Here is a 15,163-nt window from a genome sequence, read left to right on the forward strand (position 1 = left end):
CCAGCGCCACCCTGCTATCCATGCTGCCCGAGTTGGGCACCGTACCACACAAACGCATCGCCATGCTGGCAGGTGTCGTTCCGCCGCCGAACCAAAGCGGCGATACGGACAAGAAAGCAGGCTGCATCGGCGGCAGAATGGCGGTGCGCAATATGCTGTATATGGCAGCACTAACGGCGAGTCGCTTTGAGCCGAAGATTAAAGCGTTTTACGAGAGGCTGCGCGCCAAAGGCAAACCATTCAAAGTCGCCATCAACGCGTGTATGCACAAACTTCTGCGTATTCTGAACGCAAGGATGCGGGATTATCTGGTCTCTTTGCAGACGAAATCAGAACAGCAAAGCGAACAACAACCCGCACCGCAGTGCGCGTAATCACCGAGTTTGGTTACCCTGCCCGACGGGGTGGGGGAACACAGTTGCTACCTGTGAATTGCACGGAACTTCAAAATCAACGTGTAGGGTGTGTGCGGTACGCACGCACGCGGTTGGTTGATTGACCGTTCGCCGTTTCAACTTTTAACTTCGTTGAAGCTAGCGCTTTCAGACGGCCTCCAATGTCGTCTGAAAGCGTCAACTTTAACAAAGTTAAACCCTTAAAAAACAAACCATTCCTTCTCCAACACTCAAACCACAAACAAAAATCCTATGGCGCGTTATCGCAGAAACTTCATTGCCGGCGGCACATTCTTTTTCACCGTCAAACTCGCCGACCCAAAATCACGCCTGCTTGTCGAACATATCGGCTTCGCGTGCGGCTTATATGGATGTGCAAAAACAATATCTCTTTGAAACCGTCGCCGTATGCGTGCTGCCGAACCATATTCACACCATTTGGACGCTGCCGCCCGATGATGCGGATTATTCCCTGCGCTGGCGGCTGATTAAAACCAAATTCTCCGCACATTTCCCTCGTGCCGAAAACCTGTCTGCCAGCAAACAGCGGCGGAACGAACGCGGTATTTGGCAACGGCGTTTTTACGAACACACCGTTCGCAACGAAGCCGATTTACAGCGTTGTGCCGACTATATCCATTACAATCCCGTCAAACACCGCTGCGCCGCAAGCGTGCACGACTGGCCGTTTTCCAGCTTCCACCGCTACGTCCGCCACGGCCTGCTCCCGCCCGACTGGGGCGGCACACCCGAAACCGCCGATATGGATTTTGGCGAATAACCGCGTGTTCAAAACCAACCCTTTCAGACGGCCTCAAACGTCGTCTGAAACCGCCTGCGTAGGGTGTGTGGCTCTGCCACGCACGCGGTCGCCAAACACTCCGTGTATGCCGGCTTTTTCAGCCCACCGTTCAATCCGCCAAACAAAACAGCCTGCGCAACAAAGCGAAGTTGCGAAGCTAAAAAACGATACGGAACACTGAACCCTCTAACCGCGTGCGCGCCTACGGCACACACCCTACAAAGCAGCCTGCCCCCACCTTCAGGCTGCCTTTCCATCCCCCCCCCCAAACAAAGGACACCCATGCCCGCCATCCTTACCGACCCCGCCCAACTCGCCACCGCCCAAGCGCGTTTCACCCAAGCCCTGCAAGCTGCCCTCAGCCAAAAAATCTCCTGCACCATCGCTGCCGTCAACGGCGGTTTTGACACCGAAGCCGCCTACTCGCCCGAGTTGGATTTGTGGTACGCGCAAACGCAAGACGGCAAAAAATGCTGGAACGGCTTCGGCTTGGGCGCACCCGTTGCCGGTAAAAAAGTCTCGCTTGCCGCCGAAATCAACTTCCCGTCCGACGGCATCAACCGCGCCTTATCCGGCGCATTCGCCGCAGACGAAAACGGCGACATTCTCGTTTTGCACCGCGGCAAAATCCGCGGCGGCAAAGCCCTGTTTTTCCAATACTACCAAGGCGAAACCCTCACCGCCGACGACGGCGGCAAACCCGACACCTTCGCCCTAATCGGCAGCCTGAACGATGCCGGTTTCCCCACTAAACTCGCCGCCTTCGTGTGCCAAATCCTAGACATCAAAGCCGCCGCCAAACGCGATGCGGGTTGAAACCCGGTCGCAGCTCACAATCAAACCGAATCATATGAACCGACATAAAACGGTTTGCTATAATTTTGCCGCCCGAACTCCTGAGGCCGTCTGAAAACCCTTTCAGACGGCCTCAGCAAAATGCAGTCCCTCCGTATCCGTTTCCAAACACCTTTTTCAGACGGCCTCCATAGGCCGCCTGAAAACCCACCCCAAAGGAGAAATCCCATGAAAGGCATCATCCTTGCCGGCGGCTCCGGCACCCGTCTTTACCCCATCACCCGCGGCGTTTCCAAACAGCTGCTGCCCGTGTACGACAAACCCATGATCTACTACCCCCTGTCCGTGCTCATGCTCGCCGGCATCCGCGACATCCTCGTCATCACCACCCCCGAAGACAACCCCGCCTTCCGCCGCCTGCTCGGCGACGGCAGCCGCTTCGGCATCCATATCGCATACGCCGAACAGCCCAGTCCCGACGGCCTCGCCCAAGCCTTTATCATCGGCGAAGAATTTATCGGCAGCGACAGCGTCTGCCTGGTACTCGGCGACAACATCTTCTACGGCCAGTCCTTCACCCAAACCCTGCGCCAAGCCGCCGCCAAAAGCCACGGCGCCACCGTCTTCGCCTACCAAGTGCGCGATCCCGAACGCTTCGGCGTCGTCGAATTCGACCAAAACTTCAAAGCCCTTTCCATCGAAGAAAAACCGAGCGAACCCAAATCCGACTGGGCGGTAACCGGCCTTTATTTCTACGACAACCGCGTGATCGACTTCGCCAAACAGGTCAAACCCTCCGCACGCGGCGAACTCGAAATCACCGCCGTCAACCAAATGTATCTCGAAGACGGCAGCCTTTCCGTGCAGCTGCTCGGCCGCGGCTTCGCCTGGCTCGACACCGGCACCCACGAAAGCCTGCACGAAGCCGCCGCCTTTGTGCAGACCGTGCAAAACCTGCAAAACCTGCAAGTCGCCTGCCTCGAAGAAATCGCCTGGCGGCAAGGCTGGCTGGATGCCGACCGGCTCGAAGAACTCGCCCGCCCCATGGCCAAAAACGAATACGGCCAATACCTGATGCGGCTGCTGGACGGCAGGCAATAAAACGCCTTTGAGGCCGTCTGAAAAGTTTGTTTACTGCATTGCAGTACGCTTTCAGACGGCCTTAAAAGTTAAATGTCGGGCATCAATACCCGGCCTTCCCCCCCCCAGACCAAGGAAAAGCCATGCAGAAATACAGCAAAATCAACCATGAATACAAATCTGTCCTCGTCCACTTCGAGGAAATGGACGACCTGCTGGATGCCAAAAAAGCCCGATAAACCGTAGAGGTTCTGTTGACATCCAACTTTCAGGCTGCCTCCTACCCCCAACCCGAAAGGACAAACCTATGAACATCCTGATTACCGGCGCCGACGGCCAAGTCGGCCGCGAACTGGTTTTGCAGCTTCAAAACCGCGCCACCGTCCTTGCCGCCAACCGCGCCGCACTCGACATCACCGATTCCGCCGCCGTTGAACGCACCGTTGCCGGTTTCCGTCCCGACGTCATTATCAACGCCGCTGCCTACACCGCCGTCGATAAAGCCGAAAGCGATGCCGACACCGCCTACGCCGTCAACCGCGACGCCGTGCGCCATCTCGCCCAAGCCGCCGCCGCACATAAGGCCGTCCTACTGCACATTTCCACCGATTATGTGTTCGACGGCACGGCCGAGGCACCCTACCGCGAAACCGATCCCGTCAACCCGCAAAGCGTGTACGGCAAAAGCAAGCTGGCAGGCGAACAGGCCGCCGCAGCCTGTCCGCGCCACATCATCCTGCGCACCGCCTGGGTGTTCGGCGCGCACGGCGGCAACTTCGTCAAAACCATGCTCCGCCTCGGCCGCGAGCGCGACAGCCTCGGCATCGTTGCCGACCAACACGGTGCGCCCACCCCCGCCGCCGACATCGCCGCCGCCCTGATTGCCATCGCCGAACGCAGCCAAGCTCCCGGTTTCGCCGACTGGGGCGTCTATCATTTTTCAGGCTGCCCCTACACCAGCTGGCACGGCTTTGCCGAGCAAATCTTTCAGGCTGCCGCCGCGCAAAACCTGATGCCGAAAATCCCCGAGATCAAAGCCATCGCCACCGCCGACTACCCCACCCCCGCCCGCCGCCCAGCTAACTCGCGGCTGGACTGCACCAAAATCCAAAACACCTTCGGCATCGAAGCGGCAAACTGGCAGGCCGCGCTGGCTGATTTGCAGCCTTACTGCCGATAAACCGCATACTGGCCAACCCTGCCGCCCGTTAAAACGTTTAGGCCGTCTGAAAATACAAAACAGGCATCCGAACCATTGTTCCGAATGCCTGTTTTGTATTTTCAGACGGCCTCAGTCGAGCAATCCGAGCCGCCGCGCCGAATCAAATCAGCGTTTTTCCTTCTTTTGGCAGTTGCCGCACACGCCGTACATATAAAGCGCGTGATCGACAATGCGGTAGCCGTGTTCTTCGGCCATTCTATCCTGCAACTCTTCGATTTCCTCGCTGTGGAACTCGGCCACGGAGCCACATTTGACACAGACGATGTGGTCGTGGTGGCCGCCGGTGTTGAGCTCGTACACCGCCTTGCCCGTTTCGAAATGGTGGCGCAGCAAAATGCCGGCCTGCTCGAATTGGGTCAGCACACGGTAAATCGTGGCAACGCCGATTTCAATGCCGTTTTCCAGCAAAACGCGGTACACGTCTTCCGCGCTCATATGGTCGTCGGGGTGTTTCTCGAACAAATCGAGGATTTTCAAGCGGGGGCCGGTGACTTTCAGGCCGTTGTCTCTGAGTTGGGCTACATTGCTGTCTATAGACTTTTCCATACCGTTCATACCTTAGTGACGTAATTGCCGCTATAATACGCACTTTTAACGGCTTTGCCCACTAGCAGAATGATAAAAATTTTCAAATGAGAATTTGTTGTATCATACTGCCCCTCCTACCTATTCGAAAAGGTTTAACCCGTGAACAAATTCACAGCTTTGCTTGCCGCAACGGCCCTACTCTCCCTTACCGCCTGCTCGTCCGAGCGGGTTTCCCATTTTCCCTCCTACAAACTGAAAGTCATCCAGGGCAACCAGCTCGACGCACGCGCCGTCGCCTCCCTGCGCCCCGGCATGAGCCGCGACCAAGTGCAGCTTCTGTTGGGCACGCCGCTCTTGCGCTCCGCCTTCCACCAAAACCGCTGGGACTACACCTACGAAATCAGCCGCAACGGCATCATCAACCAAGCCGAAACGCGCAACCTCACCGTCTGGTTTGAAAACGACCGCCTCGTCAAAGCCGAAGGCAACGCCGTCGACTACGCCCGCGAGCAGCTCCAAGCCGCCGCACAACAGCCGCAACAATAAGGAGCGAACGGCATGAATCCCCTGAAAATCGCCATCGCCGGCGCAGACGGCCGCATGGGGCGCGTCTTAATCGAAGCCGTGAGCAAACACCCCGACACCGTATTGAGCGGCGCACTCGAACATGCTGCCTCAAGCGCGCTCGGCCGCGACGCGGGCTACGCACTCGGCCTCAACACCGGTATCGCCATCACCGACGATGCCGAAGCCGTGATTGCCCGAAGCGACGTCCTCATCGACTTCACCCGCCCAGAGTCTACCCTCGCCCACCTGCAAAAATGCGCCGCCCACAACACCAACATCGTTATCGGCACCACCGGTTTTGACGACGCGGGCAAAGCCGCCATTCAGACGGCCTCCGAGAAAATCGGCATCGTCTTTGCCGCCAATTTCAGCGTGGGCGTGAATCTCACATTCCACATTCTCGACACCGTCGCCCGCGTATTAAACGAAGGCTACGACATCGAAATCATCGAAGCGCACCACCGCCACAAAGTCGATGCCCCCAGCGGCACCGCCCTGCGTATGGGCGAAGTGATTGCCCACGCGCTCGGCCGCGACCTGAAAGAATGCGCCGTTTACGGCCGCGAAGGCCACACCGGCGAGCGCGACGCGCAAACCATCGGCTTTGCCACCGTGCGCGGCGGCGATATTGTCGGCGACCACACCGCTCTCTTCGCCGCCGACGGCGAGCGCGTCGAAATCACCCACAAAGCCTCCAGCCGCATGACCTTCGCCTCCGGCGCAGTGCGCGCCGCCGTCTGGGCAAACGGCCAAACCGGCCTGTTTGACATGCAGGACGTATTGGGCTTGAAAAACCCGTCCCACTAAACAAATACCGCACAGAGGCCGTCTGAAACCCCGTTTTCAGACGGCCTCAAACACACCCAAAACCCTTTTCAGACGGCCTTTGCCATGACCCCCAAAATCCCCACCGACCGCAACACCGCCTGCGAATGGCGCAGCGAAAGCACGCAGAAACCGCCGAAAAACGCCGTTTTCCGGCGCGAAACCAACGCCGCCACCGTCCTGCAAAACGCCCGCGCCGACACTGCCACCATCTTCACCGGCGATTTCCACAACGCCAAACAAATCCTCGCCGCCCTGAAAAAACGCCTGCGCGGCGGCAGGCCGTCTGAAAAACGCAAACCAAAGGCCGGCGGGCAAACCGCCGACCCCGCCGCCGCCTTCCACCGCCACCGCCTGCGACAAGCGCAGCAAAGCCGCCTCACCAATATGCTCGCCGTCGAAATCGGCGCGGATTTCACCCTCGGCCTGCCCCGCGCCCCCGACATCCGCGCCGCCCTCGCAGACGTCTATGACAACGCCAACAACGCCCCCTTCCTGCTGCCCCTAAATCTCCTGCTCGGCTTTATCGGCGCGCACGAATGGCACAAAAAAGGCGTCGACATCCCCGCCCTCGGCGGCCGCATCCACGTTCCCTTCGGCGTTTTCTCCCCCCTGCGCGGCGAATATCTCGACCTCGTCATGCAGGCCGAACTCCCCCCGCACTTTCAGACGGCCTTCGACATCGGCACAGGCTCGGGCGTACTCGCCGCCCTGCTCGCCAAACGCGGCATCACCCGCATCACCGCCACCGACAACAACCCCCGCGCCCTCGCCTGCGCCGCCGCCAACACCGCCCGCCTCGGCCTCGCGCAGCAAATCGCCGTCGAAGCCGCCGACCTCTTCCCCGCCGGACGCGCCGACCTTATCGTCTGCAATCCGCCCTGGCTGCCCGCCAAACCCACCTCCGCCGTCGAAACCGCCCTCTACGACCCCGGCCACGCCATGCTGCGCGGCTTTCTCAGCGGCGCACAGCAGCACCTGAACGACGGCGGCGAAATCTGGCTTGTCATGTCCGACCTCGCCGAACACCTCGGCCTGCGCACGGCGGATTTCCTGCCCACCCTCTTTCAGACGGCCTCCCTCGCCCTTATCGAAACCCTGCACACCCTCCCCGTCCACGCCAAGGCAGCCGACCCGTCCGACCCGCTCGCCTTTGCCCGCAGCCGCGAAACCACCACCCTCTACCGCCTGCGCCCGCTGTAAAGCACCGCCGCAAAAAGGCCGTCTGAAAACGAATGTCTGCATCCTTAACCAATGTATGCTTTCGTTTTCAGACGGCATCTCTTCTTACATCATTCTTTTCCATCAAGAAAATCCGTCTCCTTCCGTCTGCCTGATGGCTGCCATCACCATTTTGGATTACACGCAATTACACAAATTAACTATACTGCTTTTCAGACGGCCTCCATGCAAACACGGCAGGCCGTCTGAAACAGACCAACGGAGAAGAAAAATATGAGTGAGACCATCGAAAAAAGCTATTCGCAATTACACAAACCCGCCTCCGACTTCGCCACCCGCGAAGCCTATCTCGACCACGAACTGGAAATCCTGCAACCGAAGCGCTGGCGCGCCAACCTGCCGCTGCGCGACTTCCGTTTCGAATGGGAAGACCTGATTCCCGCATTCGCCGGCACCATCGGCAAAGTGGTGATGGTGGGCGCGGTGGCCGCCGCCTTCGCCGGCCCCTTAGGGCTGCCCGAAGGCTTTATTTTGGAAAACGTGCGCTACGAGCTGCTCATCGCCTCGCTGTTCATCCTGCTCTTGTCGGGCTTTTTCCTGCCCACCGCCAACCTGCCCGGCACGCACGGCCCGCTGATTCCGCTGATTCCCGTCGTAGTCGCCGCAGGCGGACACCCGCTGGCCTTCGGCATCCTGATAGCCCTGTTCGGCTTCATCCTCGGCATCACCAAAGGCGGCAGCCTGATGGCGAAGCTGACGGGTAACGGCGTCTGCGGCGGCCTGCTGCTCTATCTGGGCTTTATCGGCACGACGGGGCAGGTGAAAAAACTGTTCGACTGGGCAGGCGGCTTCGGCATGCCGCACATCGCCTTCGTCGTGATACTGGGCACCATCGTGCTCTACGCCCTGCTCGAACACTGGCAGAAACGCTGGCTGGCCGTGCCGCTGGGCTGCCTTTTGGCAGGCGTCACCGCCTTCGTCCTCGGCGCACCTTTTTCGTTTAAAACCGCACCCGGCCTGCCGCCGATGAGCCCGTCCTACTGGTGGGGCGAAAACACGGGCTGGATGCTCGGCTGGCCGACGGCCGACAGTTTCCTCGTCGTTTTCCCCTTCGCCGTGCTCGCCGTCGCCATGTGGTCGCCCGATTTCCTCGGCCACCAGGTCTTCCAAAAACTGAGCTATCCCGAAAAAGCGGAAAAAGCGCACATGAACATCGACGACACCATGGTCAGCTGCGCCGTGCGCCAGGCCGCAGGCTCGTTCCTCGGCGGCGCGAACTTCACTTCATCGTGGGGCACATACATCGTTCCCGCCTCCATCGCCAAGCGCCCGATTCCAGCCGGCGCCATTCTCACCGCCCTCTTCTGCATCACGGCAGGCATTTGGGGCTACCCGATGGACTTGGCCGTGTGGCAGCCCGTATTGAGCGTGGCGCTTGTGGTCGGCGTGTATATTCCCCTGCTTGAAGCGGGCATGGAAATGACGCGCAAAGGCAAAACCACTCAGTCCGCCGCCATCGTCGTTTTCTCCTCGGCGCTGGTCAACCCCGTGTTCGGCTGGTCGCTCACCATGCTGCTCGACAACCTCGGCCTCATCGGCTGCAAAGAACGCAGCGCCGGACTGGGCTTCGTCGGCCGCGTTATCGTGCCCGCCGCAGGCTTCGTCATTCTCTGCGCCGCCATGGGTGCGGTCGGCATGCTGCCCGGCATTCCCGCCTTCCTGCCGCACTTCCGACAGCTGTAAACCCGCAAAGCAAAAGGCCGTCTGAAACTTTTCAGACGGCCTTCATACGGCACAAAAGCGCTTCTAACGCCGCCAATAATAAGCGCGCGGCGGCGGCGCGGGACGGTAGCGGCGCGGCGGCGGATAAGCGTCTTCATAATAACCGTAGCCGCCAACACTGCGGCTCTCGACAGTATCCGGCGGGCTGTTGCTGAAACGGATGGTGTTTTGACCGAACTTGATCGACTGCCCGCTGCCGCTGTCGTCGCGGAAATACGGACGCGGCGGCGGAGGCGGCGGATAAGGCATATAGCGCCCGCGCCCGTAAGGCTCGTGAATGATGATAACGGGCGGCTCGTCCTTCCCGCTACTGATCAGATAATCGACCGCACCCGCCCCCGAAGACACACACAGCACGGCGGCCAAAAACAACATTTTTTTCATCGCTTTTCTCCTGCATAAAACGGCAAACGAGTGCCGCATTATGCACCCGCCCCGCGTTAAATGCCGATATTCCCAAAGCACGGCAAGCCTGCTATCCTTACACACCCAAACAATTCTTAACCCTTAAACGGAGAACAAACCATGAGCAACATCCCCGCTGAACTGAAATACGTCGACAGCCACGAATGGCTACGCCGCGAAGACGACGGCACCATCACCGTCGGCATCACCTTCCACGCGCAGGAACTTCTGGGCGACATCGTTTTTGTCGAACTGCCCGAAACCGGTGCCAAACTGGCCGCGGGCGAGCAGGCAGGCGTCGTCGAATCCGTCAAAGCCGCCTCCGACGTCTACGCCCCGATTGCCGGCGAAGTGCTCGAAGTAAACGAAGCCCTTGCCTCCGCCCCCGAAACCGCCAACAGCGACCCCTACGGCGCGGGCTGGTTCTTCAAAATCCAACCCGACAACCCCGCCGACTACGACGCCCTGCTTAACGCGGAACAATACGCCCAACTGGCAGGCTGACCCGCCCTTTTCAGACGGCCTGCACCCTGTTGCAGGCCGTCTGAAAACATTTCCGCCCCCTACGGACAGGCCTTCCGAAGCCCGCGCGCCATACGGAAAAACAAACGCCGCCAAACCCGCCGTTTCCCAACATTTCGCTGGACTTTCCGCCGCATTTTGGTAAAAATGCGCGCCTATTGCCGCCTTGCCGGGCGCATTTTGCCGCCCCGCCCGCGCCACAAAACACCCCTCTGCAACCGCACTTTGCGGTGGCACAATATTTTCCAAGGAAACCCGAATGGACTTACGCAAACTCAAAAAGCTGATTGATCTGGTGGAAGAATCCGGCATCGCCGAAATCGAAGTCACCGAAGGAGAAGAAAAAGTACGCATCACCCGTTCCACCGTGGCGCAAACCGTTTACGCACCCGCCCCCGTCCAAGCAGCGCCCGCCGCACCGGCTCCCGCCGCAGCCCCAACCCCTGCCGCACCCGCAGCACCCGCCGCCCGCGACCTCTCCGCCGCGCAGAAATCGCCCATGGTCGGCACCTTCTACCGCGCCGCCAGCCCCACCAGCGCCCCCTTCGTCGAAGTCGGCCAAAGCGTCAAAGCGGGCGACACCTTGTGCATCATCGAAGCCATGAAGCTGATGAACGAAATCGAAGCCGAAAAATCCGGCACCGTCAAAGAAATCCTCGTCGAAAACGGCACACCCGTAGAATACGGCGAACCGCTCTTCATCATCGAATAAGCCGTTTTCAGACGGCCTCTGCATATACAGAGGCCGTCTGAAAACCTTTCTCCCCCGCACATCACCGCAAGGAAACACCATGCGCCTGCTTCTCGCCATCTTCCTGCCCTGGCTGCAATTTTTCACCATTGGCCGCCCCTTCGCCGGCATCATCTGCCTGCTCCTGCAAATCACCCTGATCGGCTGGATACCCGCCGCCCTGTGGTCGGTATACGCCCTGAGCCAGTACAAAACCGACCAAAAAATCCGCAACGCACTGGGCAATTGACACCGCAGAGGCCGTCTGAAAGCGAAGCTCCAGCGAAGTTAGAAACCGCCGCGCCGCCGCGCCAAACAGGAAACCCATCATGCTGAAAAAAGTCTTAATCGCCAACCGAGGCGAAATCGCCCTGCGCGTTTTGCGTGCCTGCCGCGAAATGGGCATCGCCACCGTCGCCGTCCATTCCGAAGCCGACAAAGACAGCCTGCACGTCAAGCTGGCCGACGAATCCGTCTGCATCGGCCCGGCGCCCTCGCCGCAGAGCTACCTGCACATCCCCGCCATCATCGCCGCCGCCGAAGTCACCGGCGCCGACGCCGTCCACCCCGGTTACGGCTTTCTCGCCGAAAACGCTAGCTTCGCCCAACAGGTCGAAGAATCCGGCTTCGTCTTCATCGGCCCACGCCCCGACACCATCCGTCTGATGGGCGACAAAGTATCCGCCAAACAGGCCATGCTCGAAGCAGGCGTGCCCTGCGTGCCCGGTTCCGACGGCGCTCTGCCCGACGATCCCGACGAAATCATCCGCATCGCCGACAAAGTCGGCTACCCCGTCATCATCAAAGCCTCCGGCGGCGGCGGCGGACGCGGCATGCGCGTGGTCGAGAAAAAAGAAGACCTCATTAAATCCGTGGAAATGACCAAAGCCGAAGCAGGCGCCGCCTTCGGCAACCCCATGGTCTACATGGAACGCTACCTGCAACGCCCGCGTCACGTCGAAATCCAAGTATTGGCCGACGAACACAGCAACGCCATCTATCTGGGCGAGCGCGACTGCTCCATGCAGCGCCGCCACCAGAAAGTCATCGAAGAAGCCCCCGCCCCCGGCATCACCGCCAAAGAGCGCGAAAAAATCGGCAAAGCCTGCGTCGAAGCCTGCAAACGCATCGGCTACCGCGGCGCGGGCACGTTTGAATTTCTTTACGAAGACGGCGAATTCTTCTTCATCGAAATGAACACCCGCGTCCAAGTCGAACACCCCGTTACCGAACTGATTTCCGGCGTGGACATTGTGCAGGAACAGCTGCGCGTCGCCGCAGGCGAAAAACTGCAATACAAGCAGAAAGACATCGTCCTCGACGGCCACGCCTTCGAGTGCCGCATCAACGCCGAAGACCCCTACAACTTCATCCCCAGCCCCGGTCTGATCGAAAGCTGCCACCTGCCCGGCGGCTTCGGCATCCGCGTCGACAGCCACATCTACCAGGGCTACCGCATCCCGCCCAACTACGACAGCCTGATCGGCAAAATCTGCGTCCACGGCAAAACCCGCGAACAGGCGATGGCGAAAATGCGCGTCGCCCTGGCCGAGCTGGCCGTCACCGGCATCAAAACCAACGCCCCGCTGCACCGCGACCTCTTCACCGACCCCGGCTTCTCCGAAGGCGGCGTCAGCATCCACTATCTGGAACACTGGCTGGAAGAGCGCAAAGAGCGTCTGGCGCAGGAAAAATAGGATAAGGCCGTCTGAAAAACCGTTTTCAGACGGCCTTTATTGTTTTCAAACGGCCGCAAACCCGCGTCCGCGCCGCGAAGGCCGTCTGAAACGCCCCACAAACGGAAACGCCGTAGATTTTCCATTTTGGTTCACTATACAATGCCCGCCGCGCCTGAGCGCAGGCCGTTTTAACAACCCCGCACTTCAAAGGAGATGCCATGTTTTCACGAAAACTTACCATCGAGAAATTCGACCCCGAACTCGCCGCCGCCATCGCCGCCGAAAACCAACGCCAGCAAGACCATGTCGAGCTGATTGCCTCGGAAAACTACGTCAGCCCCGCCGTAATGGAAGCGCAGGGCAGCCAGCTTACCAACAAATACGCCGAAGGCTATCCCGGCAAACGCTATTACGGCGGCTGCGAGCATGTGGACGTAGCCGAACAGCTGGCTATCGACCGCGTAAAAAAACTCTTCGGCGCAGCCTATGCCAACGTGCAGCCGCATTCCGGTTCGCAGGCCAACCAGGCCGTTTACACTTCCGTGCTCAAGCCGGGCGACACCATCTTGGGCATGAGCCTGGCGCACGGCGGCCACCTGACCCACGGCGCAAGCGTCAATATTTCCGGCAAACTGTATAACGTGGTTGCCTACGGTTTGAACGAAGACGAAATTTTGGATTACGACGAAGTCGAACGCCTCGCGCTCGAACACAAGCCGAAAATGATTGTAGCCGGCGCATCGGCCTACGCGCTGGAAATCGACTGGGCGCGTTTCCGCCAAATTGCCGACAAAGTGGGCGCGTATTTGTTCGTCGATATGGCGCACTACGCCGGCCTGATTGCGGCGGGCGAGTATCCCAGCCCCGTGCCGCACGCCGATTTTGTCACCACCACCACCCACAAAACCCTGCGCGGCCCGCGCGGCGGCGTGATTCTCTGCCGCGACACCACGCATGAAAAAGCCCTCAACTCGGCTATTTTCCCCAGCCTGCAAGGCGGCCCGCTGATGCACGTGATTGCCGCCAAAGCCGTGGCCTTTAAAGAAGCGCTGCAACCTGAGTTCAAAACCTACGCCAAGCAGGTGAAAGCCAACGCCCAGGCGATGGCCGAAGAGCTGGTCAAACGCGGCCTGCGCATCGTAACCGGCCGCACCGAAAGCCATTTGTTCCTCGTTGATCTGCGCCCGAAAAACATCACCGGCAAAGCCGCCGAAGAAGCCCTGGGCAAGGCGCATATCACAATTAACAAAAACGCCATCCCCAACGACCCGGAAAAACCGTTTGTCACCAGCGGCATCCGCGTCGGCACATCAGCAATTACCACGCGCGGCTTCGATGAAGCCGATGCCCGCAAACTCGCCAATCTGGTGGCCGACGTGCTGGACAATCCCAACGACGAAGCCAATCTCGCGCACGTGGCCGAACAGGTCAAAGCGCTGTGCGATAAAAATCCGGTGTACGGCGCGTAAACCGCCGCGCATCTGCGGATTGTTATTCGGCTAAGGAAACAACAATGAGTTACGACTTGATGGTATTCGACCCCGCCGCCGCCCCGCGCGAACGCGAGGAGTTTATGCAATGGTATGACGCGCAAACAGAATGGGCGGAAGATCACGAGTACGACGATCCCGCCGTTACCACGCCCGCCTTGCGCGCTTGGTTTTTGGAAATGATCGAAACCTTCCCCGCCATGAACGGCCCTTATGGCGGCGACGAAGACGATGACGACTATTTCGACAATCCCCACGTCAGCGACTACTGTATCGGAAAATCGGTGATTTATACCGCCTTTGCCTGGTCGGTGGCCGACGAAGCCTATGAAACCGTGTGTACATTGGCCGCCAAACACGGCGTGGGCTTTTTCGATGTCAGCAGCGACGATGCAGAAATCCGTTTTCCCAACTAAACCTACCGCAGCGGATAAGCGCGAAAGGCCGTCTGAAACCCTTTTTCAGACGGCCTCAAACCTTGTCCCGCATCCTACTGAAGACAACCCATGGCCAAACCGCAAGACGCCTTTTCCCGCCTGATAAACGCCCTGAAAGTGCTGCCCAACGTCGGCCCCAAATCCGCCCAGCGCATCGCCTACCACCTCTTGCAACACGACCGCACAGGCGCGGCGGAACTCGCCCGCACCCTCGACAACGCCCTGCTGCAAGTCCGCCACTGCGCCCGCTGCAACACATTTTGCGAAGGCGAAACCTGCGATATCTGCGCCGATCCCGAGCGCGACGGACGGCGGCTGATGATCGTCCACATGCCCGCCGACGTCTCCGGTATGGAAGCCGCCCGCTGCCACGACGGCCTCTATTTCGTGTTGATGGGACAGGTCAGCCCGGCGCAGGGTATGGATTTGAACCATATCGCCATCGACAAACTGGTGACGCGCCTGCAAGAAAGCGAGGTGGAGGAAATCATCATCGCCACCAACTTCACCGCCGAAGGCGACGCTACCGCCTATGTTCTGGCCGAGCTGCTGAAAAACCTGCCCTACAAAATCAGCCGCCTCTCGCGCGGCATGCCGCTGGGCGCGGAGCTGGAATACATCGACGCGGGCACGCTGGCGCAGGCCGTGTACGAGCGCAAACTGTTGAAAGAGTAAGCGACCCGCCCTGCTGCAGCACAAAGGCCGTCTGAAAACCCGCAACG

General features: G+C 59.6%; 18 protein-coding genes. 16 read left to right on the forward strand and 2 right to left on the reverse strand.

Annotated features, from left to right (window positions below; genetic code table 11):
• The 5 genes from ACLD9W_RS01440 to rfbD form a co-directional block, all read left to right on the forward strand.
• Positions 1–374: transposase (locus ACLD9W_RS01440; RefSeq protein ID WP_410840361.1), on the forward strand; the 374-nt coding region annotated here is incomplete at its 5' end.
• Positions 375–768: 394 nt separating this feature from the next.
• The gene (locus ACLD9W_RS01445) at positions 769–1,176 is read left to right on the forward strand and encodes an REP-associated tyrosine transposase (protein ID WP_410840362.1); all 408 of its coding nucleotides are present in this window, start codon (positions 769–771) and stop codon (positions 1,174–1,176) included.
• Between the two features lie 303 nt (positions 1,177–1,479).
• Positions 1,480–2,013 carry a restriction endonuclease gene (locus ACLD9W_RS01450; protein WP_410840363.1) on the forward strand — a complete coding sequence of 178 codons (534 nt, stop codon included), beginning with the start codon at positions 1,480–1,482 and terminating at the stop codon, positions 2,011–2,013.
• 207 nt (positions 2,014–2,220) lie between these two features.
• Complete coding sequence (rfbA, locus tag ACLD9W_RS01455) at positions 2,221–3,093, forward strand: glucose-1-phosphate thymidylyltransferase RfbA (protein WP_410840364.1); 873 nt, start codon at positions 2,221–2,223, stop codon at positions 3,091–3,093.
• A gap of 286 nt (positions 3,094–3,379) precedes the next feature.
• The gene (gene rfbD, locus ACLD9W_RS01460; protein WP_410840365.1) at positions 3,380–4,252 is read left to right on the forward strand and encodes a dTDP-4-dehydrorhamnose reductase; all 873 of its coding nucleotides are present in this window, start codon (positions 3,380–3,382) and stop codon (positions 4,250–4,252) included.
• Between the two features lie 147 nt (positions 4,253–4,399).
• Here the strand turns inward: rfbD and fur are convergent, their stop codons facing one another.
• Positions 4,400–4,849, reverse strand: coding sequence for a ferric iron uptake transcriptional regulator (fur, locus tag ACLD9W_RS01465; protein WP_410840366.1), 450 nt, complete (start codon positions 4,847–4,849; stop codon positions 4,400–4,402).
• 132 nt (positions 4,850–4,981) lie between these two features.
• Between fur and ACLD9W_RS01470 the strand changes: the two genes are divergently transcribed.
• The 4 genes from ACLD9W_RS01470 (at position 4,982) to ACLD9W_RS01485 (ending at position 9,139) form a co-directional block, all read left to right on the forward strand.
• Positions 4,982–5,368, forward strand: coding sequence for an outer membrane protein assembly factor BamE (locus tag ACLD9W_RS01470; RefSeq protein WP_410840367.1), 387 nt, complete (start codon positions 4,982–4,984; stop codon positions 5,366–5,368).
• Between the two features lie 12 nt (positions 5,369–5,380).
• Complete coding sequence (dapB, locus tag ACLD9W_RS01475) at positions 5,381–6,196, forward strand: 4-hydroxy-tetrahydrodipicolinate reductase (protein ID WP_410840368.1); 816 nt, start codon at positions 5,381–5,383, stop codon at positions 6,194–6,196.
• An 84-nt stretch (positions 6,197–6,280) separates the two neighbouring features.
• Positions 6,281–7,417 (forward strand): methyltransferase, encoded by a 1,137-nt coding sequence (locus ACLD9W_RS01480; RefSeq protein WP_410840369.1) that lies wholly within the window; start codon positions 6,281–6,283, stop codon positions 7,415–7,417.
• 252 nt (positions 7,418–7,669) lie between these two features.
• Positions 7,670–9,139: a DUF3360 family protein gene (locus ACLD9W_RS01485; RefSeq protein ID WP_410840370.1), complete on the forward strand. Its 1,470-nt coding sequence runs from the start codon at positions 7,670–7,672 to the stop codon at positions 9,137–9,139.
• 63 nt (positions 9,140–9,202) lie between these two features.
• Here the strand turns inward: ACLD9W_RS01485 and ACLD9W_RS01490 are convergent, their stop codons facing one another.
• The gene (locus ACLD9W_RS01490) at positions 9,203–9,562 is read right to left on the reverse strand and encodes a hypothetical protein (RefSeq protein WP_410840371.1); all 360 of its coding nucleotides are present in this window, start codon (positions 9,560–9,562) and stop codon (positions 9,203–9,205) included.
• Positions 9,563–9,703: 141 nt separating this feature from the next.
• On the opposite strand from ACLD9W_RS01490, the gene gcvH reads away from it, so the two are divergent.
• The 7 genes from gcvH to recR all read left to right on the forward strand — a co-directional run bounded on the left by gcvH (position 9,704) and on the right by recR (position 15,116).
• Complete coding sequence (gene gcvH, locus ACLD9W_RS01495; RefSeq protein WP_410840372.1) at positions 9,704–10,087, forward strand: glycine cleavage system protein GcvH; 384 nt, start codon at positions 9,704–9,706, stop codon at positions 10,085–10,087.
• Positions 10,088–10,364: 277 nt separating this feature from the next.
• Positions 10,365–10,817, forward strand: coding sequence for an acetyl-CoA carboxylase biotin carboxyl carrier protein (gene accB / locus ACLD9W_RS01500; RefSeq protein ID WP_410840373.1), 453 nt, complete (start codon positions 10,365–10,367; stop codon positions 10,815–10,817).
• Between the two features lie 79 nt (positions 10,818–10,896).
• Complete coding sequence (locus tag ACLD9W_RS01505) at positions 10,897–11,085, forward strand: YqaE/Pmp3 family membrane protein (protein ID WP_410840374.1); 189 nt, start codon at positions 10,897–10,899, stop codon at positions 11,083–11,085.
• A gap of 79 nt (positions 11,086–11,164) precedes the next feature.
• Positions 11,165–12,532 carry an acetyl-CoA carboxylase biotin carboxylase subunit gene (gene accC / locus ACLD9W_RS01510; RefSeq protein ID WP_410840375.1) on the forward strand — a complete coding sequence of 456 codons (1,368 nt, stop codon included), beginning with the start codon at positions 11,165–11,167 and terminating at the stop codon, positions 12,530–12,532.
• 200 nt (positions 12,533–12,732) lie between these two features.
• Positions 12,733–13,983, forward strand: a complete 1,251-nt coding sequence (gene glyA, locus ACLD9W_RS01515) for a serine hydroxymethyltransferase (RefSeq protein WP_410840376.1) — start codon at positions 12,733–12,735, stop codon at positions 13,981–13,983.
• A 44-nt stretch (positions 13,984–14,027) separates the two neighbouring features.
• On the forward strand, positions 14,028–14,420 hold the full coding sequence (locus ACLD9W_RS01520; protein WP_395428613.1) for a hypothetical protein: 393 nt from the start codon (positions 14,028–14,030) through the stop codon (positions 14,418–14,420).
• A 90-nt stretch (positions 14,421–14,510) separates the two neighbouring features.
• A complete protein-coding gene (gene recR / locus ACLD9W_RS01525; RefSeq protein ID WP_410840377.1) occupies positions 14,511–15,116 on the forward strand; it encodes a recombination mediator RecR in 606 nt (201 codons plus the stop codon).
• Positions 15,117–15,163: the final 47 nt, after the last annotated feature.

This window comes from Neisseria sp. WLZKY-1 (genome assembly GCF_046546535.1).
GTDB lineage: Bacteria > Pseudomonadota > Gammaproteobacteria > Burkholderiales > Neisseriaceae > Neisseria.

Excerpts from the sequence above, each read along its gene's own strand:
- ACLD9W_RS01450 (WP_410840363.1), top strand. The coding sequence starts at position 1,480 with ATGCCCGCCATCCTTACCGACCCCGCCCAACTCGCCACCGCCCAAGCG.
- rfbA (WP_410840364.1), top strand. The coding sequence starts at position 2,221 with ATGAAAGGCATCATCCTTGCCGGCGGCTCCGGCACCCGTCTTTACCCC.
- rfbD (WP_410840365.1), top strand. The coding sequence starts at position 3,380 with ATGAACATCCTGATTACCGGCGCCGACGGCCAAGTCGGCCGCGAACTG.
- fur (WP_410840366.1), bottom strand. The coding sequence starts at position 4,849 with ATGAACGGTATGGAAAAGTCTATAGACAGCAATGTAGCCCAACTCAGA.
- dapB (WP_410840368.1), top strand. The coding sequence starts at position 5,381 with ATGAATCCCCTGAAAATCGCCATCGCCGGCGCAGACGGCCGCATGGGG.
- ACLD9W_RS01480 (WP_410840369.1), top strand. The coding sequence starts at position 6,281 with ATGACCCCCAAAATCCCCACCGACCGCAACACCGCCTGCGAATGGCGC.
- ACLD9W_RS01485 (WP_410840370.1), top strand. The coding sequence starts at position 7,670 with ATGAGTGAGACCATCGAAAAAAGCTATTCGCAATTACACAAACCCGCC.
- ACLD9W_RS01490 (WP_410840371.1), bottom strand. The coding sequence starts at position 9,562 with ATGAAAAAAATGTTGTTTTTGGCCGCCGTGCTGTGTGTGTCTTCGGGG.
- gcvH (WP_410840372.1), top strand. The coding sequence starts at position 9,704 with ATGAGCAACATCCCCGCTGAACTGAAATACGTCGACAGCCACGAATGG.
- accB (WP_410840373.1), top strand. The coding sequence starts at position 10,365 with ATGGACTTACGCAAACTCAAAAAGCTGATTGATCTGGTGGAAGAATCC.
- ACLD9W_RS01505 (WP_410840374.1), top strand. The coding sequence starts at position 10,897 with ATGCGCCTGCTTCTCGCCATCTTCCTGCCCTGGCTGCAATTTTTCACC.
- accC (WP_410840375.1), top strand. The coding sequence starts at position 11,165 with ATGCTGAAAAAAGTCTTAATCGCCAACCGAGGCGAAATCGCCCTGCGC.
- glyA (WP_410840376.1), top strand. The coding sequence starts at position 12,733 with ATGTTTTCACGAAAACTTACCATCGAGAAATTCGACCCCGAACTCGCC.
- ACLD9W_RS01520 (WP_395428613.1), top strand. The coding sequence starts at position 14,028 with ATGAGTTACGACTTGATGGTATTCGACCCCGCCGCCGCCCCGCGCGAA.
- recR (WP_410840377.1), top strand. The coding sequence starts at position 14,511 with ATGGCCAAACCGCAAGACGCCTTTTCCCGCCTGATAAACGCCCTGAAA.